Source organism: Collinsella vaginalis (genome assembly GCF_900176655.1).
GTDB classification, from domain to species: domain Bacteria; phylum Actinomycetota; class Coriobacteriia; order Coriobacteriales; family Coriobacteriaceae; genus Collinsella; species Collinsella vaginalis.
In genome coordinates, this window is sequence record NZ_LT838843.1 from 401,122 (window position 1) to 424,060 (window position 22,939).

The 22,939-nt window shown below is 66.2% G+C and carries 16 protein-coding genes and 1 pseudogene; 12 read left to right on the top strand and 5 right to left on the bottom strand.

The features are described 5' to 3' along the window. Positions 1-499: 499 nt before the first annotated feature. Together CAP13_RS10200 and CAP13_RS03415 are read left to right on the top strand one after the other, a co-directional pair. A pseudogene (locus tag CAP13_RS10200) lies at positions 500-748 on the top strand (MurT ligase domain-containing protein); the annotation flags it as partial. A 203-nt stretch (positions 749-951) separates the two neighbouring features. Beyond that, positions 952-1,707 carry a type 1 glutamine amidotransferase gene (locus CAP13_RS03415; protein ID WP_245798883.1) on the top strand — a complete coding sequence of 252 codons (756 nt, stop codon included), beginning with the start codon at positions 952-954 and terminating at the stop codon, positions 1,705-1,707. An 835-nt stretch (positions 1,708-2,542) separates the two neighbouring features. Here CAP13_RS03415 and CAP13_RS03420 read toward each other — a convergent pair. The 4 genes from CAP13_RS03420 to ppk1 form a co-directional block, all read right to left on the bottom strand. Further along, on the bottom strand, positions 2,543-3,112 hold the full coding sequence (locus CAP13_RS03420) for a Maf family protein (protein ID WP_085830229.1): 570 nt from the start codon (positions 3,110-3,112) through the stop codon (positions 2,543-2,545). Between the two features lie 78 nt (positions 3,113-3,190). Continuing rightward, on the bottom strand, positions 3,191-3,736 hold the full coding sequence (locus CAP13_RS03425) for a DJ-1 family glyoxalase III (protein WP_085830230.1): 546 nt from the start codon (positions 3,734-3,736) through the stop codon (positions 3,191-3,193). 99 nt (positions 3,737-3,835) lie between these two features. Further along, positions 3,836-5,155, bottom strand: coding sequence for a 23S rRNA (uracil(1939)-C(5))-methyltransferase RlmD (rlmD, locus tag CAP13_RS03430; RefSeq protein ID WP_085830231.1), 1,320 nt, complete (start codon positions 5,153-5,155; stop codon positions 3,836-3,838). 653 nt (positions 5,156-5,808) lie between these two features. Then, positions 5,809-8,586, bottom strand: coding sequence for a polyphosphate kinase 1 (ppk1, locus tag CAP13_RS03435; protein WP_085830232.1), 2,778 nt, complete (start codon positions 8,584-8,586; stop codon positions 5,809-5,811). A gap of 546 nt (positions 8,587-9,132) precedes the next feature. Here ppk1 and arcA point away from each other — a divergent pair. The 6 genes from arcA (at position 9,133) to CAP13_RS03465 (ending at position 17,551) form a co-directional block, all read left to right on the top strand. Then, positions 9,133-10,374, top strand: coding sequence for an arginine deiminase (gene arcA, locus CAP13_RS03440; RefSeq protein ID WP_085830233.1), 1,242 nt, complete (start codon positions 9,133-9,135; stop codon positions 10,372-10,374). A gap of 116 nt (positions 10,375-10,490) precedes the next feature. Beyond that, positions 10,491-11,486 carry an ornithine carbamoyltransferase gene (argF, locus tag CAP13_RS03445; protein ID WP_085830234.1) on the top strand — a complete coding sequence of 332 codons (996 nt, stop codon included), beginning with the start codon at positions 10,491-10,493 and terminating at the stop codon, positions 11,484-11,486. A 159-nt stretch (positions 11,487-11,645) separates the two neighbouring features. Beyond that, the gene (locus CAP13_RS03450) at positions 11,646-13,247 is read left to right on the top strand and encodes a YfcC family protein (protein WP_085830235.1); all 1,602 of its coding nucleotides are present in this window, start codon (positions 11,646-11,648) and stop codon (positions 13,245-13,247) included. Between the two features lie 178 nt (positions 13,248-13,425). After that, positions 13,426-14,091 carry a DUF4230 domain-containing protein gene (locus tag CAP13_RS03455; RefSeq protein ID WP_085830236.1) on the top strand — a complete coding sequence of 222 codons (666 nt, stop codon included), beginning with the start codon at positions 13,426-13,428 and terminating at the stop codon, positions 14,089-14,091. A 103-nt stretch (positions 14,092-14,194) separates the two neighbouring features. Continuing rightward, positions 14,195-15,676, top strand: coding sequence for a DUF1846 domain-containing protein (locus tag CAP13_RS03460; RefSeq protein WP_085830237.1), 1,482 nt, complete (start codon positions 14,195-14,197; stop codon positions 15,674-15,676). Positions 15,677-15,889: 213 nt separating this feature from the next. Continuing rightward, positions 15,890-17,551, top strand: a complete 1,662-nt coding sequence (locus CAP13_RS03465; RefSeq protein WP_085830238.1) for a CTP synthase — start codon at positions 15,890-15,892, stop codon at positions 17,549-17,551. 160 nt (positions 17,552-17,711) lie between these two features. On the opposite strand, the gene CAP13_RS03470 is transcribed toward CAP13_RS03465, so the two are convergent. Then, positions 17,712-18,638 carry a tyrosine recombinase gene (locus CAP13_RS03470; RefSeq protein WP_085830239.1) on the bottom strand — a complete coding sequence of 309 codons (927 nt, stop codon included), beginning with the start codon at positions 18,636-18,638 and terminating at the stop codon, positions 17,712-17,714. A 711-nt stretch (positions 18,639-19,349) separates the two neighbouring features. On the opposite strand from CAP13_RS03470, the gene CAP13_RS03475 reads away from it, so the two are divergent. From CAP13_RS03475 to CAP13_RS03490, 4 genes are all read left to right on the top strand, one after another. Next, a complete protein-coding gene (locus tag CAP13_RS03475; protein ID WP_085830240.1) occupies positions 19,350-19,781 on the top strand; it encodes a division/cell wall cluster transcriptional repressor MraZ in 432 nt (143 codons plus the stop codon). Between the two features lie 14 nt (positions 19,782-19,795). Beyond that, positions 19,796-20,821 (top strand): 16S rRNA (cytosine(1402)-N(4))-methyltransferase RsmH, encoded by a 1,026-nt coding sequence (rsmH, locus tag CAP13_RS03480; RefSeq protein ID WP_085830241.1) that lies wholly within the window; start codon positions 19,796-19,798, stop codon positions 20,819-20,821. Positions 20,822-20,837: 16 nt separating this feature from the next. Then, positions 20,838-21,299 (top strand): FtsB/FtsL family cell division protein, encoded by a 462-nt coding sequence (locus CAP13_RS03485; RefSeq protein WP_085830242.1) that lies wholly within the window; start codon positions 20,838-20,840, stop codon positions 21,297-21,299. Positions 21,300-21,303: 4 nt separating this feature from the next. Beyond that, positions 21,304-22,939: peptidoglycan D,D-transpeptidase FtsI family protein (locus CAP13_RS03490; protein WP_342743197.1), on the top strand; the 1,636-nt coding region annotated here is incomplete at its 3' end.

Below are 22,939 nucleotides of genomic sequence, written 5' to 3' on the forward strand. Positions count from 1 at the left end.
GGCGGATGCTCCGGGTCGCCACCGCATGATCCCCTTCGGCTTCTCATTTGACGCGTCCGATGGGCTCGAGGGCGAGGCACCGGCGGGTGGCGCGCACGTGACCGGTGACGGGGCTCTGTGCCCCCATTGCGGGCGCAACCTGGTGTACCGGTCCCGCACCCTCGGGGCCTGCGGGCTCTGGGAGTGCCCGACCGGCGATTTCACCCGCTCAGACCCCGCGGTGGCGATACAGCTGGATCCGGATGGCTGCATCCGGCTGCGTGATGAGGAGACGGGGACGGTCCTCGATCTCTCAGGATTCCGTCTGACCGGGGTGTCGGGCGCATATGACGCCTGCGCGGCGTGGATCGCGAGCGGACTGCTCGCAGGCGGCGACGCGGTGAGTGCGGCGGAGATCGCCCGGGCGTTCGCGAGCTTCGACCCGGAGAACGGCCGAGGGGAGACGCTCACGTGGGAGGGGGTGGACATCCGCACCCAGCTCGCGAAGAATCCCGTGAGCATGGCATCGGCCCTGCGCGACTTGGACCCGGGAGCGGGGTCCGCCCTCCTGCTCGCGATCAACGACCTCGACGCCGACGGGCACGACGTGTCATGGCTCTGGGACGTCGATGACCGGGATCTTCTCGAGGTCGCATCGAAGGAGCTCCTGGTCTGCTCGGGAACCCGCCGTGACGATGTGGCGACGCGACTCCTCTACGCCGGGGCGGATGCCGGCCTCATTGTGAAGGCGGACGACATCGCATCTGGGCTCGCCTTGGCGCGTGACCGGGGGATCAAACAGGTCGATCTCGTTGCCAACTACACGGTCTTCATGCAGGCGGTGCAGCTGCTGCGCGACGGGTTCGACGCCAGCGGCGCACCGATGCGTCCCATGGGCCCAGCGGCTTCCCGCGCCGTCACGACCAGCGCACCCTACGCCAAGAGGACACCGCGAGGGAGCCTGTCAACATCGTGCGCCTCTTTCCCGACGCCCTGGACCTCTACGGCGACTCCGGCAACACGCAGGTTCTCGAAAGGAGGCTCGCCTGGCGCGGGATCCCCGCCCGCGTGTCCGATGTCCTGCTCGACAGCGATCTGGACTCCTTGGATGTGCAGGCGCCCTGCATCGTGCTGATCGGCGGCGGATCCGACCGCGGCCAGATCGCCTCCACGCACGCATTGCACCGCCTGGAGGGCAAGCTGCGTTCACTTATCGACCGGGGCGGCGTCGTCTTCGCCGTCTGCGGCGGCTTCCAGTTGCTCGGCCGCTCCTGCGTGGTCGCGGGGGAGCGGGTCGAGGGCCTGGGGATCATCCCCATGGACACGGTCGCGTCCCCCGATGGCAGCAGGATCATCGGGCACACCGCGGAGGTGCTCGGGTCCGACGGCACCGGGCTCAAGGTCGCAGGGTTCGAGAACCACGCGGGCCGCACCTGGCTCGACGAGGGCGCTCGCCCGCTCGGCCTCACCCGGCAGGGGAGGGGCAACAACGGCGAGGATGGGACCGAAGGGTATTGGGGCGGCCACGTGGTCGGCACCTACCTGCACGGGCCTATCCTGGCGAAGAACCCCGCGCTCGTCGACGCCTTGCTCGCCATGGCGCTCGGAGATGACTGGGATGGCGTGGGCGAGCCCGATCTAGCAGTGCTCGGCGGACCGCTTGACGACCTGCTCGAGGATGTCGCCCATATCCATGCGGTCAATCTGGCCACCCAAGCCGCGAAATAATTCAGCCTGACAACAGTTCATCTGGGATTCCGACGGGCGCATGAGGCATGCAGCGCGGAGGCTGAGTGCCGTCGAGGTCATCAAGCGGCGACAAAAGCCTTCTGAGCGCACAGGGTATGCTGGCTGAATGCAGGCTGTCTCCTGAATGCACGGTTTTCGACGGGCTTGGAGAGCAAGGGTTCCTGCGCGCATCAGAATGACCTGCGGTTTCTAACACAAGGGATCCGGCGCCTCAAGATGTCCTCTGAATGCTCGTGCATCTGGAGGACATCTTGAATTTAACCCCCTAAAAACCATGCATTCAGAGGACATCCTGCATGATGGGATCTCTTCGTAGAGAAGTCGCAGTTCAGCGGAGGGAACGAACCTGCCTGGCTGCTGTCAGCCCGATAAAACCCATGCATCCAGAGGACATCTTGCATTTTGCTCAGATAAATCATGCATACAGGGGACATCCTGCGCTCGGCCCGAAAGCCGCGCACGTAGAGGGCGGCGCGCGGGCGTATGTCAGATGTTGGTGTCGGGCCACGCCCACATCGATCCGATCGTAGCGCTATGCCGCCGCGCGCATCGCGCACTCAAAGGACAACTCGCGCACAACCAGCCTAAACCGTGCATTTTGCCCTCAGCCAGAGCCCGAGATCCCGCGCCACGGCACGCCGTGGGACCCACCGAGGGCGCCAGGGTACAACTATGTCCGCTGCCGCGCCCTCTACGCCAGCCCGAGGTCCCGTGCCGACGGTACGCCGTGCGCGCCCGCGGCCTCGCGCGCCCCTGNCGGTGGCCCCTTTCTTTGATGCGTGGTATTGCGGCAGCGCGGGCAGCGCTGTGCCGATCATACGCCGATCGCGCGCAGGAGGCGGACGACGCGGGCGATGGGGAGGCCGACGACGGTGTAGAAGTCGCCATGGATCGAGTTGACGAGCAGCCGCCCGCCGCGCCCCTGGATCCCGTAGGCGCCGGCCTTGTCAAACGGCTCGCCGCTCGCGACGTAGGCCTCGATCTCATCGTCGTCGAGCTCATGGAAACGCACCGCGCAGGTGTCGACGAAATGCTCCACGATCGACGGTTCGGTGCCGCCCCGCGCCACGGCGACGCCGGTGGCAACCGTGTGGGTCCGGCCTGAGAGCGCCATGAGCATCGCGCGGGCTTCCGCGGGATCGGCGGGTTTGCCGAGGATACGCCCGTCAAGGGCGACCACGGTGTCGGCCGCCACCACGAGCTCGCCTGTGGGGGCCGTCATCGCCACGCTGAGCGCCTTCTCACCGGCGAGACGGCCCACGAGCGCGAGCGGATCCTCCCCAGGTTGGGCGGTCTCGTCGATGTCGGCCGGCTGGACCGTGAACGAGAAACCGGCGTCGCGCATGAGCTCGATGCGCCGGGGTGACTGGGATGCGAGGATCATGTCGGCCCCTTTCCAGTGCAACGCCCGGTGCCGTATGGGACAACGGGCGCGTGGGAGGCGGTGCAGCGGCGCGTCAGGCTAGAGCTGGATGCCCTCGCGCACCTTCTCGACGGCTTTCTCGCCGGCGATGTCGCCGAGCACGGCGAGGGCGAAGGGGAGGGCCTGGCCCATGGCGCTCGCCGTGATGATGTTGCCGTCGACGATCACCGTGCGCTCGCCGGCGTACGTGCCTGCGGGGAGGCTCTCCTCGAACCCGGGGTACACGGTGGCGCGCCGTCCCACCAGCAGGCCGAGCTCACCGAGGATGCTCGGGGCCGCGCAGATGGCCGCCACGTGCTTGTTGAGGGCGAAATCCTCCACGAGCCGGGTGACGCGCGGGTCGCGGCGCAGGTGCGCGGTCCCCGGGAGGCCGCCTGGCAGCACCAGGTAGTCGAAGTCGTCGGGGTTGATCTCGTCGAGGGTGAAATCGCAGGTGATGTTGACCTGCTGCGCGCTCACGACCTCGCGCGTGTCCATGATGGAGACCAGCGAGGCGCGAACCCCACCGCGGCGGAGCACGTCGAGGATCGTGAGCCCTTCGATGGTCTCGAACCCATCGGCGATCAGAATGGCGACAGCGGACATATATCTACCTCTTTCAGGAGTGGTTTTTGACTAACCGGAGTTATACCCAATGAAGAGGCATATGCCCTTGAGGATATGGTGGGCGGCATGATTTGGACCCTAGGCGTCGCGGCGGGTGAGGTGGACGACGGTCTCGGCGTGGAAGGTCTGAGGGAAGAGGTCGACAGGCGTTGCCGCGACGGGTCGGAAGGTGCCCTCGTCGGCGAAGCGCCCGAGGTCCCGGGCGAGGGTCGCCGGGTCGCAGGACACGTAGGCGACATCGCGGGCGGCGGTGCGGGCGATGAGGTCCACGGCCTCGCGGGCGAGCCCGGCGCGCGGAGGGTCGACCACGAGCACGTCGACCTCCTCGTCGGGGAACTCGCGAACTGCGTCGCCGCCGATGACATCGGCGTTGTCGAGCCCGGCGACCTCGAGGTTGCGCCTCAGGTCGCGCACGGCCGGCCCATAGGCCTCCACGGCCGCCACCCAGGAGGTGCGGCGGGCGAGCGGCAGCGTGAAGGTGCCCGCGCCGCTGTAGAGGTCGATCGCGACCTCGTCCTCCCCAGGGTTGAGCGCGTCTATGACGAGCTCGATTAGGATCTCGGCGGCCGCGGTGTTGACCTGGAAGAACGAGGGTGCGGAGAGGCGCATCGATTCAGAGCCGATCCGCTCGGTCCAGGAGCCCTCGCCGGCGAGCGCCTCGACACCCGAGACGCGTCGCGCCCGTCGCTCGCCCTTGCTCATGACGCGGACCACGCTCGTGGGCTTGAGCGCGTCGGCGAGCACGCGGGAGACCTGGGCGCGTGGGAAGCCCCCGGTGGGGGTCCAGAGGGCGACCTCGAGGGCCCCCGTGCGCCGCGAGGCGCGCAGACCGACCCGCTCGAGCTCGAGGTCCCGGGAGTTGCCCAGGTAGCCAAGGGCGCCGGTGACGCCCTTCACGGCGCGGGCAAATTTACGCTCGAAGAGGGGACAGGCGTCGATCGGGATGACCTGCTCGGGATCGCGCCCGTGCATGCCGAGTCGAAGGCGGCCGCGCACCTGTGTGGGCGCGAGCTCGATCTTGTTGCGGTACCCCCAGGCGTCCTTCGCGTGGCGGATAGGCCGCATCATGGTGTCGACCTCGTCGGAGGAGAACTTGCCGATGCGCTCGAGGCTCGAACGGAGGTTTCGCTCCTTGGCGGCGAGCTGCGCGCTGCGGGAGAGGTGGCCCCAGGGGCAGCCGCCGCAGATGTCCACCAGGGGGCAGGGCGCGTCCACGCGGTCGGGGGAGGGTTCGAGCAGCGCGGTCGCACGAGCACGGGAGAAGCTCGCCTGCTCCTCCACCACCTCCGCCTCCACGACGTCGCCGACGAGGCCTCCGGAAACGAAGACCGCGCGGCCGGATTCATCGTGGGCGAGGCCGTCCGGCCCGTACATCATGGATTCGATGGTGAGCTGCATGCGCGTCCCTTCGGTTCGGTGTCCTCATGCAAGTGTAGCGTCGGAGGGAGATGCCGTGGACGAGGGTGCGTGGTTCTCGGCGATGCACCGGTGCATCGAAGCCGGGCGAGTACGTAAGAGCACGGTTTCGCGCCTGACCCTGCTCGACATCGAGTGGCGTCTGCGTGCTCGAAGATGTTCCGTAGGGACGGAACAAACATAGCGGTGACCTCATCGGCGTGATCCTGACCAGGCGTTCTCTGCGTGCGCGGCTGTTGATTCAGGTCGGGCTAGGCTCGCTTGCGCCTTGCGAAATGCTCCCTACACGCACGGTTTTCTGCTCTGTATTTCAGGATGTCCCCTTGATGCACTGTTTTTCAGGAGTTCAGCGTGCGCGCTGTACGGGGCATCCCTCGATGACCTGCGTGTTTCCACAGAGGATCCGATCTTTTGCAAGATATCCTCTCTGTGACCGCGCATACAGGGTGCATTTTGAATTTAACCCCCTAAAAACCGTGCATCCACGGGCATTCTTGCGGCAAAGCGCAGCCTCAATGCACGAAGCCCTTCCGGGCCTCAAAGCACATCGCCTGCGTGTCACCGCAGGCGATGCCCGATTCAGAATTCAGATAGCCGAGGCTGACGCATCCCGCCGCTGTTGCCGCCTGATGCAGCTACCGCTTGATGCCGCGGCCGAAGATGGTCCGGATGCCGAGTCCGATGAGGGCGAAGCCGCGCATGAGTCGGTTCGGCGTGCGGCGGACGAGCGCGGTCACCGTCGCGGCGGCCTGGCGCTCCTCGGCGTTCGCACCCGATCCATCCGAGCCGCCCTTGCGGCCCTCGTCGATCAGCGTTGCCTCCACGTGCTTGACGGCGTCGTCCTGCGCTCCGTTCGCACCCCTGGCCTCGTCCCGCACCGGAGCAGTGCGCGCCTCGGTTCCCCCAGCTGCCTCGGTGCTCTCGGACGCTTCACCGCCACCATCGGGCATCTCGGGTTGGGCGGCATCGGCCTTGTTTTCCGCCTCATCTAGGGAGGACGCGGCGTCATCGGCCGCGGTGGCGTCACGTGTCCCCGCGTCAGCGGGCTCGTGGTCGCGCCCTGCCGATTCGCCCTCAGCCGTCTCCTCTCGAGCCGTGTCCACCGGTGCGTCGTCGAGACGCTTCTCTGTCTCGCCTTCGGTCTTCCCCGCGGCTGCGCTCACCTCATCCGCGGCGGGCCGCTCCTCCTGGACGGGGAGGGCGCGCCGCACGTCGCCGCGGTCAATCAGGCTGCTTGCGGTGCCCTGGCGGATGCGGTCCCGCAGCTCGTCGCTGCCGCGCGCCTGGCGCTCCGCCACGAGCATCAGGGCCTCCTGCGCGTTGAAGGGCTCCTCGCCCTCGGCGCGCGCGATGCGCTCCCACGTGCCTTCGGGCGTGAGCCGCCGCGCCTTCACGTTGTCGCGGAGCTGCGTGTCCATGAAGGCCCGCACCTGGTCGCGGAGCTCGGGGTCGAGCACGGGGAAGGCGATCTCGACGCGGTGCTCGGTGTTCCTGGTCATCATGTCGGCGCTCGAGAGGTAGAGCGTGTCGGCGTCTGCGCCGAACCCGTACACGCGGGCGTGCTCGAGGAAGCGTCCCACGATGCTGCGGGCTTCGACGTTCTCGGTCTTACCGGAGATGCCGGGAAGCAGGCAGGAGATGCCGCGGACGATCATCTCCACGCGCACGCCGGCCTGGCTCGCCTCGGCGATCTTGTCGATGACCTCGCGGTCGGTGAGGGAGTTCAGCTTGAAGAAGACCTGCGCCGGCTCACCGGCTCGCGCCCGGGCGATCTCGCGCTCCAGGCCCTCGAGGATGAGCGGTTTGAGGCCGGCCGGGGCGACGCCGAGGTGGCGGTAGGTGCCCCTGAGGTTGCCGAGTGAGAGGTTGCGGAAGAACGCCGCCGCATCCTCGCCGATGCCCTCGTGGGCGGTGAGCAGCATGAAGTCCGAGTAGATGCGCGCGGTCTTCTCGTTGAAGTTGCCGGTGCCGAGCAGCGTGAGCCGGGTGAGCTTCGTGCCGGAGCGGTAGGTGACCAGGCAGATCTTGGAGTGGCATTTGAAGCCCTCCGAGCCGTAGATCACCGTGCAGCCGGCCTCGTCGAGGCGCTCGGCCCACTCGATGTTGTTCTGCTCGTCGAAGCGGGCCCGGAGCTCCATCAGGACCGTGACCTCCTTGCCGTTCTCGACGGCGGCGATCAGGGATTCGCAGAGGCGGGACTGCTTGGCGACGCGGTAGAGCGTGATGCGGATGGAGATGCAGTCGTCGTCGAAGGCGGCCTCGTGCACGAGGCGCAGGAACGACGCCATGGACTCATAGGGGTAGAACAGGAGCTTGTCACCGGCTATGACCTGCTCGGCCATGGGGAGGCCGGGGTTGATGTCGGGATCGGGCTGGGGCGTGAAGGGCTCGAAGAGCAGGCGGCGGCTGAGCTCTGAGCTGAGGCGCCCCTCGACGGCGAAGACATAGCCCAGATCGAGCGGCATCTCGACATAGTCGACGGCGGCCTGCGTGAGCCCGAGCGAGTGGCGGATGACCTTGCGGGTCGCTTTGGTGAGCTCCCCGTTGACGACCAGGCGCACCGGCTTCAGACGCAGGCGCTTCTTCAGGATCTTCTTCATGTGGAGGCGGTAGTCCTCCTCCTCCTCAACGCCCTCGCCGTCCGGGTCGATGTCGGCGTTGCGGGTCACGCGGATGACGGCGCGATCAAGCGGGGTGAAGCGGCCGAAGCAGTCTGCGAGATGCGCTGAGATGATGTCCTCGAGCAGGATGTAGCGGAGCCCGGGCTCGACGCCGGGGAGCTCCACCACGCGCGGCAGCACCGGTGGGACCTCGATGAGGCCCACGAGCCCCTCTTCGTCCGAGCTCTCAAGGGAGCAGACGATGTACAGGCCCCCGCCGCGGAGGTTGGGGAAGGGGTGGCGCGGATCGATCACGAGCGGGGAGATGATGGGGGAGACGGTCTCGCGGAAGTACGACGCGACGAACGCCTTGTCCTCATCGGAGAGGGTCTGGGCGGTGAGGCGGTGGACCCCCTCGGCCGCAAGGGCCTCCTCGATGTCATCAAACGCCCGCCCGGCCCGCTCCATGAGCGGGGGCAGGGCCGCGCGGATGGCCGCGACCTGCTCTGAGGGCGTGAGGTTGCTTTTGTTGTCGCGCGGCTGGCGCTTCAGGGTGGCGAGGTCGGAGAGGCCGCCGACGCGCACCATGAAGAACTCGTCGAGGTTGCTCTCGAAGATCGCGACGAACTTCAGACGCTCGAAGAGGGGAACGGTCTCATCGTAGGCCTCGTCGAGCACGCGGTCATCGAAGCGCAGCCAGGAGAGTTCGCGGTTCTGCGTGTAGCTGAAGTCGTAGCCCGCCCCGGTCTCGGTGGTTGTTTCCACCGCCCGTGCCGTCTCGAACTGGCTCTCCTGCTCTTCACGCTTTGCCATGGGGTTCCTCCGATGCCTGCAAATGCTTCTCCAGCTATAGAATTGACTATATTGCTCTCAGCGGGTGAGGGGTGGATGAACAACCAATCCTGACCGTTCGCTTACGGTGAACGGTCGGCGAGCGGTCGGTCGTACCGGGGCCCAGGATGGCGGCACATCCCATGAGTTACGCACAATTTGGATATAAATATCAATCTAATGCATAGTTCTGTGCCTCGTCCTCGAATGCAACCATACGCGGACATATTCATTCACTCAATTGTTATATGCAGTAATGAGGGGTAGGTGCTCATACTCTCAACAAACAACTTTATGTAGCTTTTAGCAAAAAAGCATGTCATTGCTTTATCTCATCAGAGCGGCTATCAGGCATCATCACAATCATATACCGTTCCCAACCTCAAAGATACCGTTTGCCGAAGTGGGGCACGCCGTTCTCCAGATTGGATAAACTAGGAGCTGTCCGCAAGGAACCCCAACGTATGCGACGGGGTCACGGTCAAGCGGGGGGCGGAAACGCCCCCAGAACAGAAAGGTAGGAGGCACATGACGAAAGGTCTGCACGTCCCCTCAGAGATCGGCAATCTCAAGAAGGTCTGTCTGCATCGTCCCGGCGAGGAGCTGTTGAACCTGCCGCCCTTCGAGCTCGAGCGTCTTCTGTTCGACGACGTCCCGTTCCTCGAGGTCGCCCAGGAGGAGCATGACGCGTTCGCCCAGATCCTGCGCGATGAGGGCGTCGAGGTCCTGTACCTCGAGAAGCTCGTCGCCGAGGTCTTCGACACGGTTCCGGGCGCCCGCGACGAGTTCCTGGACCAGTACATCGCCGAGGCCGGTATCAAGGGCCAGCTCATGCCCAAGGTCGTCCGCGAGAAGCTCGAGTCCATCAAGGACAACTACGAGTTCGTCATGAAGACCATGGCCGGTCTCACCAAGGCCGAGATCGATATGCCGCTCGCGTCCTCCCAGACGCTCGACTCGATCGTCAACTCCGAGGGCGAGTCCGACCTCATCATCGACCCGATGCCGAACCTCTACTTCACCCGCGACCCGTTCGCGGTCGTCGGCAACGGCGTCTGCCTGAACCGCATGTACTCGGTGACCCGCAACCGCGAGACCCTGTACGGCAAGTACATCTTCAAGTACCACCCCGATTACAAGGATGTCTCGCTGTACTTCCGCCGCGACGCAGCCTTCCACACCGAGGGCGGCGACGTGCTGAACATCAACGAGAAGACCCTGGCCGTCGGCATCTCCCAGCGCACCCAGGCCGCCGCGATCGACGTCATGGCCCAGAACATCTTCTGGAACTCCGACTCCAAGATCGAGCGCATCCTGGCGTTCAACATCCCGAACAACCGCGCGATGATGCACCTCGATACAGTCTTCACCCAGATCGACGTCGACAAGTTCACCATCCACCCCGCGATCATGGGCACCCTGCAGGTGTTCGAGCTCACCCCGGGCAAGAACGCCGGCGACGTGAACATCAAGGAGCTGAACGACACCCTCGAGCACATCCTCGCGGATGCCACCGGTGTCGATCAGATCAAGCTCATCCCCTGCGGCGGCGGCGACCCCATCGCGGCTGCCCGCGAGCAGTGGAACGACGGCTCCAACACGCTCGCCGTCGCCCCCGGCAAGATCGTGGTGTACGCGCGCAACACCGTCACCAACGACGTCCTCTACAAGGAGGGGCTGAACCTCCTGGTCATGCCCTCCGCCGAGCTCTCCCGCGGCCGTGGCGGCCCGCGCTGCATGAGCATGCCGTTCTGGCGTGAGGACCTCTAAAACTTGGGACCTGAGCGGTGCGTCCACCAGCGGCGCACCGCTATACTGAGGGGGAGGGGAATGCTCCCCCTCAGGTCATGTCTTTATCGCACGGATTTTCGACGAAAGGAATCACCATGGGGGTTAACCTCTCCGGCCGCAGCTTCCTGAGGCTGCTCGACTTCTCCACCGAGGAGATCGAGTACATGCTGAGCCTCGCTCGCAACTTCAAGGACCTGAAGCGCACGGGCACCCCGCACCGCTACCTCGAGGGCAAGAACATCGTGCTGCTGTTCCAGAAGACCTCCACGCGCACCCGTTGCGCCTTCGAGGTCGGCGGCATGGACCTCGGCATGGGCGTGACCTACCTCGATCCCGGCTCCTCCCAGATGGGCAAGAAGGAGTCCATCGAGGACACCGCCCGCGTGCTCGGCCGCATGTACGACGGCATCGAGTTCCGCGGCTTCGCCCAGGAGGACGTGGACGAGCTCGCGGCCAAGGCCGGCGTCCCCGTGTGGAACGGCCTCACCGACCTGTGGCACCCCACCCAGATGCTCGCCGACATCCTGACCGTCCAGGAGAACTTCAACTACGACATCAAGGGCAAGACCCTCGTGTTCATGGGCGACGCCAAGAACAACGTGGCCCGCTCCCTGATGGTCGTCTGCGCCAAGCTCGGCCTCAACTTCGTGGCCTGCGGCCCGAAGGAGTGCATGCCGGCCGACGACGTCATCGACGCCTGCCGCCCCATCGCTGAGGAGCACGGCTGCACCATCACCCTGACCGAGGACCCGAAGGAGGCCTGCACCGGCGCCCACGTCATCTACACGGACGTCTGGGTCTCCATGGGCGAGCCCGACGAGGTCTGGACCGAGCGCATCAAGGAGCTCGAGCCCTACCGCGTCACGACCGAGCTCATGGCCATGGCGGACCCCTCCGCGATCTTCCTGCACTGCCTGCCCGCCTTCCACGACACCAACACCACCACCGGCGCCGAGATCGCCGAGAAGTTCGGCGTCACCGAGATGGAGGTCGAGGACGCGGTCTTCGAGTCAAAGCAGTCCAAGGTCTTCGATGAGGCCGAGAACCGCATGCACACGATCAAGGCCGTCATGTACGCGACCCTGAAGTAGCACGCTTCCTTCGTCGGGGCGGGCGCCCTGCCCGGCGCCCGCCCCCCCACCCTGTTCGGCTCGTAGGTTCAGCTTCCCGATTCGCATCCGGATCCAGCACGGATCAGCGGTCCGGTCGCGGCGCGGGAATCGACAAAAAAGAAGGGAGGATGAGAGCTTATGACTGACTCCGCCAAGAAGAAGCGCGGTATGCTGTCATCGTTCACCATTCTTCTCATCCTGTTGGCGCTCGTCGCCATCGTCACCGTCATCGTGTCCGGCATGGCCCCCGATGAGGTGACCGCCGCCACCCTGCCCGATTTCTTCATGGCTCCGGTTCGCGGCTTCTCCGATGCGCTCCCCGTCTGCCTGTTCGTGCTCATCCTGGGCGGCTTCCTCGGCATGATGACCGAGACCGGCGCCCTCGACAACGGCATCGCCGTCCTGGTGAAGAAGCTCAAGGGCAACGAGCTCATGCTCATCCCCGTGCTGATGTTCGTCTTCTCGCTCGGCGGCACCACGTACGGCATGTGCGAGGAGACCGTTCCGTTCTACGCCCTGCTCGCTGCCACGATGATGGCCGCCGGCTTCGACCCGCTGGTCGGCGCCGCCACGGTCCTCCTCGGCGCCGGTGCCGGCTGCCTCGGCTCCACGGTGAACCCGTTCGCCGTCGGCGCCGCGGTCGACGCCCTCACGAGCGCTGGCATCGAGGTCAACCAGAGCATCATCATCGGCCTGGGCGCGGTCCTCTGGATCGTCTCCACCGGCATCTCGATCTTCTTCGTGATGAGCTACGCCCGCAAGGTCAAGGCCGACAAGGGCTCCACCCTGCTCTCCCTCCAGGAGCAGAAGGAGGCCGAGGAGGAGTACGGCGCCGCTGCGGCTGAGGTCAACAAGGACGTCAAGCTCACCGGCCGTCAGAAGTGCGTGCTCGTCGTCTTCGCCCTCACCTTCGTCGTCATGATCGTCGGCTTCATCCCGCTGGCCGATCTGAACGAGGGCGTCGCCGACTTCTTCAACGCCGGCGCCACCTCCGAGGAGGTCGTGACCGACGTGACCGGTCAGGATCTCATCGACACCTATACGGAGAAGAACAAGAACTCCGAGGTTGAGATCACCGACAGCTCCCTCGCTGACGAGACCGTCGGCACCTCCACCACCGATGAGCAGCGCAGCCTCGGCTGGAGCGCCTACGTCACCGGCGTCCCCCTGGGCGAGTGGTACTTCGATGAGGCGTCCACGTGGTTCTTCCTGATGGCCATCGTCATCGGCATCGTGGGCGGCCTGTCCGAGAAGCAGATCGTGAATACCTTCATCGCCGGTGCGGCCGACATGATGAGTGTCGTGCTCATCATCGCCCTCGCCCGCGGCGTGTCCGTGCTCATGGCTTCCACGGGCCTCGATCTCTTCGTGCTCAACCGCGCGGCCGATGCGCTGTCCGGCCTATCGGGCATCATCTTCGCGCCGATGAGCTACATCGTGTACTTCTTCCTGTCCTTCCTGATCCCCTCGACCTCCGGCATGGCGACGGTCTCCATGCCCATCATGGGCCCGCTCGCGGTCAAACTCGGCTTCTCGCCTGAGGTCATGGTCATGATCTACTCGGCCGCCATCGGCGTGGTGAACCTCTTCACCCCGACCTCCGGCGCCATCATGGGCGGCCTCGCGCTCGCCCGTATCGAGTGGACCACCTGGCTCAAGTTCGCGATGAAGGTCATCGTGGCCATCGTCATCGCGTCCGTGATCATCCTGACCGTTGCTTGCGTGCTGATCGTCCCGTAAGGCGGTCATCCCACCCGTCGTCTCACCGATCGGGTTCCCGCATCGGTGCGACCTACCTTTCTGCCCTCCCCCGTTCCGTGCGCGGGGGAGGGCGCTTTTGTTTGCGGCGGGTTCTGCATCGAACCGGCGGACTTCGGGTACAGAGATGGGGATGCAGGTCCGTTGGAAGGGATATCGCATGGCACGATCATCGCGCCGGTTGGGGTTCTGGCCCGTTCTCATTATCGCCGTCCTCGGCATCGCCCTGGGCGTGTTCGGCACCTTCTCGGTGCAGCGCTTCCTCACCCCCTCGGTGAGGCTCGACACCACGACGGTCTCCGAGCAGCTCGTGCGGGTCCAAGAGCTCGCGACGGCGAAACTCTCATACCGCGGCCTCGTCAAGTACGAGGAGGGGGACATCGACTTCATCAACAAGAAGGGCTTCACGATGATCTATGACGCCGAGGTTCGCGCCGGCGTCGATCTCTCGCAGGCCCAGGTCGAGGTCGATGGCCGCAACGTCCGAGTCACGCTGCCCAACGCGACGGTGCAGTCCGTTTCGATCGACCCCGACTCCCTCGAGTTCTATGACGAGAAGTTCGCGCTCTTCAACTGGCAGAACCGCGAGGACGCCGCCGAGGCGCTCAAGCTCGCCCAGGAGGACGCCAACACGAAGGTGGACGCCTCGCGCTTGATCGTCGAGGCGAACGACCAGGCGATCGAGGCCGTGAAGGCCCTGCTCGCCCCTTTCACGGGCGACGGTGGCTACACCGTCACCGTGAGCGTGGCCGCCGGTCCCGCCGCGCAGGCGAGCACATCGGACACCGCGACCGATACGGGCTCGTCGGAGGGCGCCACCTCCTGACGCGCGGCTTCCGCCGCGGTCCTGTCCGCGCCCTCGGCTATACTGATCGGTTGAGTGATGAGAGACAGGCGCCGTGCGGCCACGGCGGGGAGGAGCGCTTCTGATGCACCGTGGATTCGACAACGGGAAGTACCTCGAGCTTCAGGCGGCGCGCATCAAAGAGCGCATCGCGCAGTTCGGCGGCAAGCTCTATCTCGAGTTCGGCGGCAAGCTCCTGGACGACAACCACGCGAGCCGCGTGCTCCCCGGCTTTGAGCCCGACAGCAAGTTCCGCATGCTGAAGACCATCGCGGACGATGTTGAGATCATCTTCTCCATCAACGCGAACCATATCGAGAAGAGCAAGGCCCGCGGGGACCTCGGGATCACCTACGACGAGGATGTCCTGCGCCTGGCCGATATCTTCCGCAGCAACGAGTTCGCGATCGCCGCGGTCGTGGTCACGCAGTATGCCGGTCAGCCGGCCGCCGACGCCTTCCGTTCGCGCCTGGAGATGCTTGGGATCCCCTGCCGCCTGCATTACCCGATCGAGGGGTATCCGCACGACATCAACCTCATCGTCTCCGAGGACGGCTATGGCAGGAACGAGTTCGTCGAGACGACGCGCCCGCTCGTGGTGGTGACCGCTCCGGGCCCCGGCTCCGGCAAGCTCGCGACCTGCCTCTCCCAGCTCTACCATGAGCACCTGCGCGGCACCAAGGCGGGCTACGCCAAGTTCGAGACCTTCCCCGTGTGGAACCTGCCGCTCAAGCACCCGGTCAACATCGCGTACGAGGCGGCCACGGCCGATCTAGACGACGCCAACATCATCGATCCCTTCCACCTCGAGGCCTACGGCGAGACCACGGTCAACTACAACCGCGATGTCGAGGCGTTCCCGGTGGTCAAGGCCCTGATGGAGCGGATCATGGGGGAGAGCCCCTATCAGAGCCCCACCGACATGGGCGTCAACATGGTTGGTTTCGCGATCGCGGATGACGAGGTCTGCGCTGACGCCGCCCGCGCCGAGATCGTGCGCCGCTACTTCGACGCGGTCGTCGATGTGAAGCGGACCGGCGTCGGCCAGGAGCGCGTCGACCGCCTCAAAGCCATCATGCAGAAGGCCGCCGTCGACAAAGACTACCTGCCCACGCGCGCGGCCGCCCTGGCCCGTGCGGAGGAGACGGGAGCCCCGGCCGGCGCGATGATCCTGCCCGACGGCACGGTCATCACGGGCAAGACGTCCGAGCGCCTGGGCGCGGCGAGCTCCCTGCTCATGAACGCGCTCAAGGCCGTCACCGGGGTCGATATCGAGAAGAACGTGATCGACGACACGGCCATCAACCCCATCTGCCAGCTCAAGACCGAGCAGCTCGCGAGCAAAAACCACCGCCTGCACTCGGATGAGACCCTGATCGCGCTCTCCATCACAAGCGCCTCGAGCGAGACGGCGCGGCGCGTGGTCGCGGGCCTGCCGCTGCTGCGCGGCTGCGACGCCTTCTTCAGCGTGATCCTCTCCGCCACCGACGAGCAGGTGTACCGAAAGCTCGGGATCAACGTCTGCTGTGAGCCCCATTACGAGCGCCACGCGTACTTCCACGGGTAAGGGCGAGCGGGCGCCCGTACCTGTCTGGATGCCGCCTGGGCCCCCGGCAGGGACGACCCCGGGGGCAGCTCGTCTCGCATAAGGCCGTGAAACGCAGCCGCGCGCTTCGAATTGTCAAGAATGCGCGGAGGCCCGCCGCCATCCGTCCGCGGGCGTACAATGAAGTCCCGTGAAGACCGATTCGTCAACGCGGGAAAGCGTAGGTACCCCATCATGGCTAAGCACATTTTCGTCACCGGCGGCGTCGTCTCGTCGCTCGGGAAGGGCATCACGGCGGCGTCTCTCGGCCGCCTGCTCAAGAGCCGCGGCTACAAGGTCACCATGCAGAAAGCCGACCCCTACCTCAATGTCGATCCGGGCACGATGAGCCCCTTCCAGCACGGCGAGGTCTTCGTCACGGAGGACGGCTACGAGTCCGATCTCGACCTCGGCCACTACGAGCGCTTCATCGACGAGAACCTCACCCGCGACTCCAACTTCACCACGGGCGCCATCTACTCGAGCCTGATCGCACGCGAGCGCCGCGGCGACTTCCTCGGCGGCACGGTGCAGGTCATCCCGCATGTGACGAACGCCATCAAGGAGCGCTTCCGCCGCATCGAGGAGCAGACCGGCTCCGATGTGGTCATCACCGAGCTCGGCGGCACGATCGGCGACATCGAGGGCCAGCCCTTCCTCGAGGCCATGCGTCAGTACCGCAAGGACGCCGGTGCCGAGAACGTCTGCTTCATCCACGTGAGCCTCGTGCCCTACATCGCCGCGGCCCATGAGGTGAAGACCAAACCGACCCAGCACTCCGTGAAGGAGCTCCGGAGCTTCGGCATCCAGCCCGACATCATCGTGCTGCGCAGCGATCACCGCATCGACGACGGCATCCGCGCGAAGATCGCGAGCTTCTGCGACGTCGAGACCGCCGACGTGTTCACGAACGAGGACTGCGCGAGCATCTACGACGTCGTGCCCATGATGGCGGAGCAGGGCTTCGACCTGCGCATCTGCGAGCGCCTCGGGCTCGAGCCCCGCGAGCGCGACCTCACTGCCTGGACGAGCTTCCTGACCAAGCAGGACCACGCGAACCGCCACGATGACACGGTGGAGATCGCCGTCGTGGGCAAGTACACGCAGCTTCCCGACGCCTACCTCTCGGTCATCGAGGCCCTGCACCATGCCGGCGTGCACTTCGACCGCCATGTGAACGTTCGCCTGGTGGACGGCGAGACCCTGAACGAGGGAAACGCGGAGGGGGAGCTCGCCGGGGCTGCGGGCATCCTTGTGCCCGGCGGCTTCGGGAAGCGCGCGCTCGAGGGCAAGATCGCCGCAGCCTGCGTCGCGCGCACGAAGGGCATCCCGTACCTCGGAATCTGCCTGGGCATGCAGGTGGCGGTCTGCGAGTTCGCGCGCCACGTCGCCGGCATGGAGATGGCCGGCTCCTCCGAGTTCGACCACGACCTCGACTACCCGGTGATCGACCTCATGAGCAGCCAGGAGGACGTGACAGAGAAGGGCGGGACAATGCGCCTCGGCGCCTACCCGGCGCGCCTCGCGGCGGGCACGCTCACGCGCGAGGCCTACGCGGGGGAGGAGCTCGTCTACGAGCGCCATCGCCATCGCTATGAGTTCAACAACGCGTACCGCGAGCGCCTGCAGGAGGCCGGGCTCGTGATCTCGGGGGTCTCGCCGGATGAGCGCCTCGTCGAGATGATCGAGCTCCCGCGCGAGGTGCACCCGTGGTTCGTGGCCACGCAGGCCCATCCGGAGTTCAAGAGCCGACCGACCAAGCCCGCGCCGCTCTTCCGGGAGTTCGTGCGCGCCGCCGTCGCGCATCGCGAGGGGATCGACCGGCTTGAGGTGGGTCCGGTGAACCCGGCGGACTGACGGGCCGCGACTCCCAGGGCGTGGACTCGCTGCAAGCCTGCCCCGCCTCGTTGAGGATGTGCGGAAGAGAGGGTCGCTCGGTGCATGCGCATCGGGCGACCCTCGTCCGTTTCGGGTCTCGGTGCGCCCGCGACCGTGCGTGCGTCGGATCTGGCGTCGCTCAAGCCCGGGGGTGCGCCGCCAGGTACTCCTCGGTGATCTGCGTGCGGTCCACGTGCGTGTAGATCTGCGTGGTCGAGATGTCGGCATGGCCGAGGATCTCCTGCAGGACGCGGAGGTCGGCGCCGCCGGCGAGCATGTGCGTCGCGAAGGAGTGGCGAAGCGTGTGCGGATGCAGCCCCTCGATTCCCGCGGCCCGTCCGTAGCGCTCGCAGATGGCATGGACGCTCTGGCGCGACAGCCTGCCACCCCGGGCATTCAGGAAGACCGACAGGCTCGACGCCCCGCGCGCATGGCCGGCGAGCTCGGCCCGGGCGCCGTCCAGGTAGGAAGCGAGCGCCTGCCGGGCGGTCCCCATCAGGGGGGCGAGCCGCTCCTTCGACCCCTTGCCCGTCACACGGAGGAACTCGTCGTCGAGGTAGACGTCGCGCTCGGTGAGGTCGCAGAGCTCGCTCGCGCGCAGGCCGCAGCCGTAGAGGACCTCGAGGACCGCATGGTCACGGCAACCGGTTGCCGTCGCGGGGAAGTCCTGGTCGAGCAGGGCGGTCGCCTGCTCGACCGTGATGTAGTCGGGGAGGTTCGCATCGCGCTTGGGGAGCCGGATGGTCGCGGTTGGGTGGGCGGTGGCGAGTCCCTCGCGCACGAGGAAGCGGTGCATGCCCTTGGCTGCGGAGAGCGCGCGGACGATGGACGACCCCGCATAGCCGGCTGCTCGCTTCGCGGCGGCGAAGTCCTCGGTGTCGCGCCGGCTGACCGCATCGGGGTCGGTGACGCCCCGATTGATGAGGAAGGCGATGTAGGTGTCGAGGTCGCGCCGGTAGCCGCTGACGGTGTTCTGCGCGAGGTTGCGCTCGAGAGCAAGATGGGAGAGGTACTCGTCGCGGCAGCGCTCTAGAGCCGTCGCACCGGTGAGAAGGGCCGCGGGCATAGCGTCCGCGCGCGGGTTCGCGCCTCCTTGATGCGATGCGCCCACGATTCGCCTCCCCTCATACCTTCGTGCGGTGCTTATCCTGCCAGTATAGTTGCCCTTCGCAGCGTACGCCGTCACCTCCCGGCATCGTGGGGTGCGGGCCCGTGCACGGGACGAGGGCAAAACGTCTTCTCGCGGCGGTCCCAAGGGCATTTTGCCTGGAGACGCGGTTGAGAGTAGGTTTTCGGGCCCAGGTGGACCGGCTCCCGAGCTTGCCGGAGGCACTACGTCCCATTCAGCGCGCGAGCTTGCCGGAGGCTCTACGTTCCACCCGGCGCATCGATGCGCGCCGTCCGATGCGCGTCGTCGAAAGGCAGCTCCGCCGCCCCTCTCGCAGCAGCCTGATCCCGGCCGTTCACCCCTCCATCACAACTTCTTGGGGTGGCGCGGAAAATCGGTTCAACCTCAGGTAGAAGGTTATGTGCCCCCGTCCTTTTTCGACTGGTAGTGGGATTTAGCACAATCAAACACAACATATTGTGTCATCGCCTGAGAGACATGCACTGATCCCGTTGGGGGGGGACGTGGCGTGGTGGGGGACCGTGGGGGAGAAAGTGGGAAAGAATGTTGCAAATAGGGTCATATCCCCATAGAATGAAGGCATCGAAGGCGAGGTGGCTCCTCGCACGTACCCGCATCTGAGCAGCCGAGGGGAGGGGTACCGCGGTGATGTTGACCGGAACATACGAGCGCAATCTCGATGCGAAAGGTCGCCTGTCACTGCCCTCCCCCGTCCGTCGCGCGCTCAGCGAGCACGTGTACGTGCTGCCCGCACTCGATGCCGACGCCCTGTACGTCTTCTCCGATGAGGGATTCGAGACGTGGGTCATGGGGCTCTTCGAGAAGCGCGGCGGGTTCGACGCCCGCAAGCGCGAGGACCAGGAGCTGATGAGGAGGCTGACCTCCATGGCGGTGCCGATGGACATCGATTCCGCCGCGAGGATCGGCCTGTCCGAGCAGCTGCGCCAGAAGAAGCACCTCGATCGCGAGGTGACGGTCGTGGGCAACTTCGACCATCTGGAGATCTGGGACCGCGCCACCTGGGAGGAGACCCAGGCGCAGCGGACCGATGAGGACCTGGCCGACATCTTCTTCTCGTAAGGGAGCTGGCGCACATGGCGGGGGACGCGTTGACAACTGGATATCGGCATGAACCCGTAATGCTCCAGGAAGTGCTCGAAGCGCTCCAGGTGGGCAGGGACTCCGTCGTGTGCGACTGCACGCTCGGCGGCGCCGGCCACTCGCTTGCGATGGCTGCTCGCCTTGGCACGGACGGCCTGCTCATCGGTATCGATCAGGACGACATGGCGCTCACGGCGGCGGGGGAGCGACTCGACACATCTTTCCCCGCAACGCCCCACCTGCTCCTCAAAGGGAACTTCGGTGACCTCGATGAGCTCCTCTGCCGCGCAGAGGTCCCAGGCGTCGACGCCTTCCTCTTCGATCTGGGCGTTTCAAGCCCGCAGCTTGATATTCCCGAACGGGGCTTCTCCTACAACGAGGAAGCCCCCCTTGATATGCGCATGGACCCGGGCAAACGCACCAAAGATGCAGCTGAGGTCGTGAACACCTACACCGAAGCAGACCTCGCCCGGATCCTTCGCGTCTACGGAGAGGAGCGGTTCGCCCGGCAGATCGCGCGAGAGATCGTGCGGCGGCGGGCGACCGCTCCCTTGGAGACGACGACCGACCTCGTTGAGGTCATTAAAGCGGGCATCCCTGCGGCGGCGCGCCGTCACGGCGGCCATCCCGCCAAGCGGAGCTTCCAGGCCATACGCATCGAGGTCAACCGCGAGCTCGAGGTACTGGAGCGCGGCCTTGAGGCTGCCGTCCGCTGGCTGAACCCGGGAGGGCGCATCTGCGTCATCTCGTACCACTCGCTTGAGGACCGCATCGTCAAGCACCTGTTCCAGGACAGGAACCAGGGGTGCACCTGCCCGCCGGACATCCCGGTGTGCGTGTGCGGAAACGTGCCGGTACTCAAGGTCATCACACGCAAACCCGTGGTCGCGAGCGCCGATGAGGTCGCGCGCAACCCCCGGGCGCGCTCCGCGAAGATCCGCGTCGCCGAACGGCTCGAGCCCGAGGCGCCCGCATCCTCCCGGTCGCCGTCCAGCCGTCAGTTCACCACCCGCCTCTGAAGGGAGGTTGCATATCATGGGGTACACCTCAGGAAACGCAGCCTTTGCCTATGATATGCACGCCCCCGTCCCGCGCTACGAGGGCAACCTCGCCCCTGAGCTCGAGGTGGCACCCCGCCCGCGCCTGGATGTCGTCACCGGCGCCGGGCGCGAGGCGGATCAGATCGTCAGCCCCGCCTTCATGCGCGTCATCAAGGCATTCTGCGTCCTTGCCGTCCTCTTCTGCGCCGTCGGCGCCGCCCGCGTCACGATCGCAAGCTTCACCGCCGCATCCTTGAACGCGAACGCCGAGCTCAACACCAAGATCGAGTCGGCGGCGAGCGAGTCGACCGACCTCGAGGTCAAGCGCTCCGTCTTCGGCGCCAGCACGCGCATCCGCGAGTTCGCCACCTCGGTGCTCGGCATGGTCGATTCCACCGACAGCAGCGTGACCGTCGATGTGAGCACGCCCGCGGTCTCCGTGTCCGAGGCAAACTGATCCCATGGCAGATAGGGAAGACCACCGGCTCCGCCGGTCCGCGTCCGCGCGCACCGGGTCCAGCCGGGTATCCGACCGCCCGCTCGACCCGGATCGCGCGGCCCGCGAGCGTGGGCGCACCGAGCAGAAGGTGGAGAACACCTTCATGTCCCGGCGCGCCTTCGTCTTCGGCGCCTTTGGCGCAGGGCTCCTGGGTGCCGTGTGGAAGCTCGCCGACTATCAGCTCATCAACGTCGACCGCTACCGCAAGGAGGCCGATGTCCGCCGCCTGCTGAGCCAGACGCTCTTCGCGAAGCGCGGCACCATCTACGACCGCAACGGCAACGTCCTCGCCATGAGTGTGGAGTGCCAGAACGTCTACGTGAACCCGAAGCTCATCAAGAGCGTCGACAAGGCCGTCAGCGCCATCGTGGACGTCCTCGGCCTCGATGCCAGCGACGTCCGCGCGCTCTGCACGGCCGATACCACCTTCAACTACATCAAGCGCCAGGTCGACCAGGAGGACGCCGACCGCCTCGCCGAGATGAACGTCGCGGGCATCGAGTTCGAGCAGACCATCAAGCGGGAGTACCCCTACGGCAACATAGCCTCCCAGGTGCTCGGCGTGGTGAATATGGACAACGAGGGCGTATCCGGACTCGAGAGCTACTACGACGACATCCTCCGGGGCGAGAACGGCTCCATCGTCCGCGAGCGCGCCCGCGACGGCAGCTACATCGCCGGGGGCGCCTACGAGAAGACCCCGGCCAAGGACGGGGTCGACCTCGTGCTCGCCCTCGATGTGAACATCCAGATGACGGCCGAGCAGGCGATGGCCCAGGCCGTCTCCGATGCGCAGGCGAAGTACGGTTCCGCCGTGGTCTGCGACCCCACCACCGGTGAGATCCTCGCCGCCTGCTCAAGCCCCACCTATGACCAGAGCGATCTCGCGAACGCGCGCACCGAGGACATGAACCTGCGCGTCGTGACCGATGCCTACGAGCCCGGGTCCGTCTTCAAGACGCTCGTCGCCGGCATGGGGATCGACGCGGGCGTCGTGACCCCCGACACCTCCTTCACGGTCCCCGCCGTGGTGAAGGCCGGCGACGACAACGTCCGCGACGTCGACGGCCGCGACTACACGGAGACGATGACGCTCCGGGAGATCCTGCGGAGGTCCTCGAACACCGGCATGATCCTCGTCGGCCAGAAGATCGGGGCGGACACCTTCGCCTCCTACCTCAAGCGCTACCAGCTCGGCACGGCCACGGGGGTCGACTTCTCCGGGGAGTCAACGGGCATCATCAAGGAGCGCGACCAGTACGACGGCGCGAGCCTGGCCGCCATGTCGTTCGGGCAGGCGCTCGCGGTGTCGCCGATCGAGATCCTGCGCGCTGAGACGGGCATCGCCAACGGCGGGATCATGAGCGTCCCGCACTTCCTCAAATCCAAGCAGGGCGAGGAGGTGGACTGGTCCTCGAAGCAGGAGCGCTGCATCTCGAAGGAGGCCGCGGAAGCGGTCGTCTCCATGATGGAGACGGTCGTCGCCGAGGGCACGGGCCAGGCCGCCCAGATCGAGGGCTACACCATCGCCGGCAAGACTGGAACCGCCGAGCGCGCGGGCTCCAGCGGCGGGGACCCGCAGGGGAACAACATGGCCT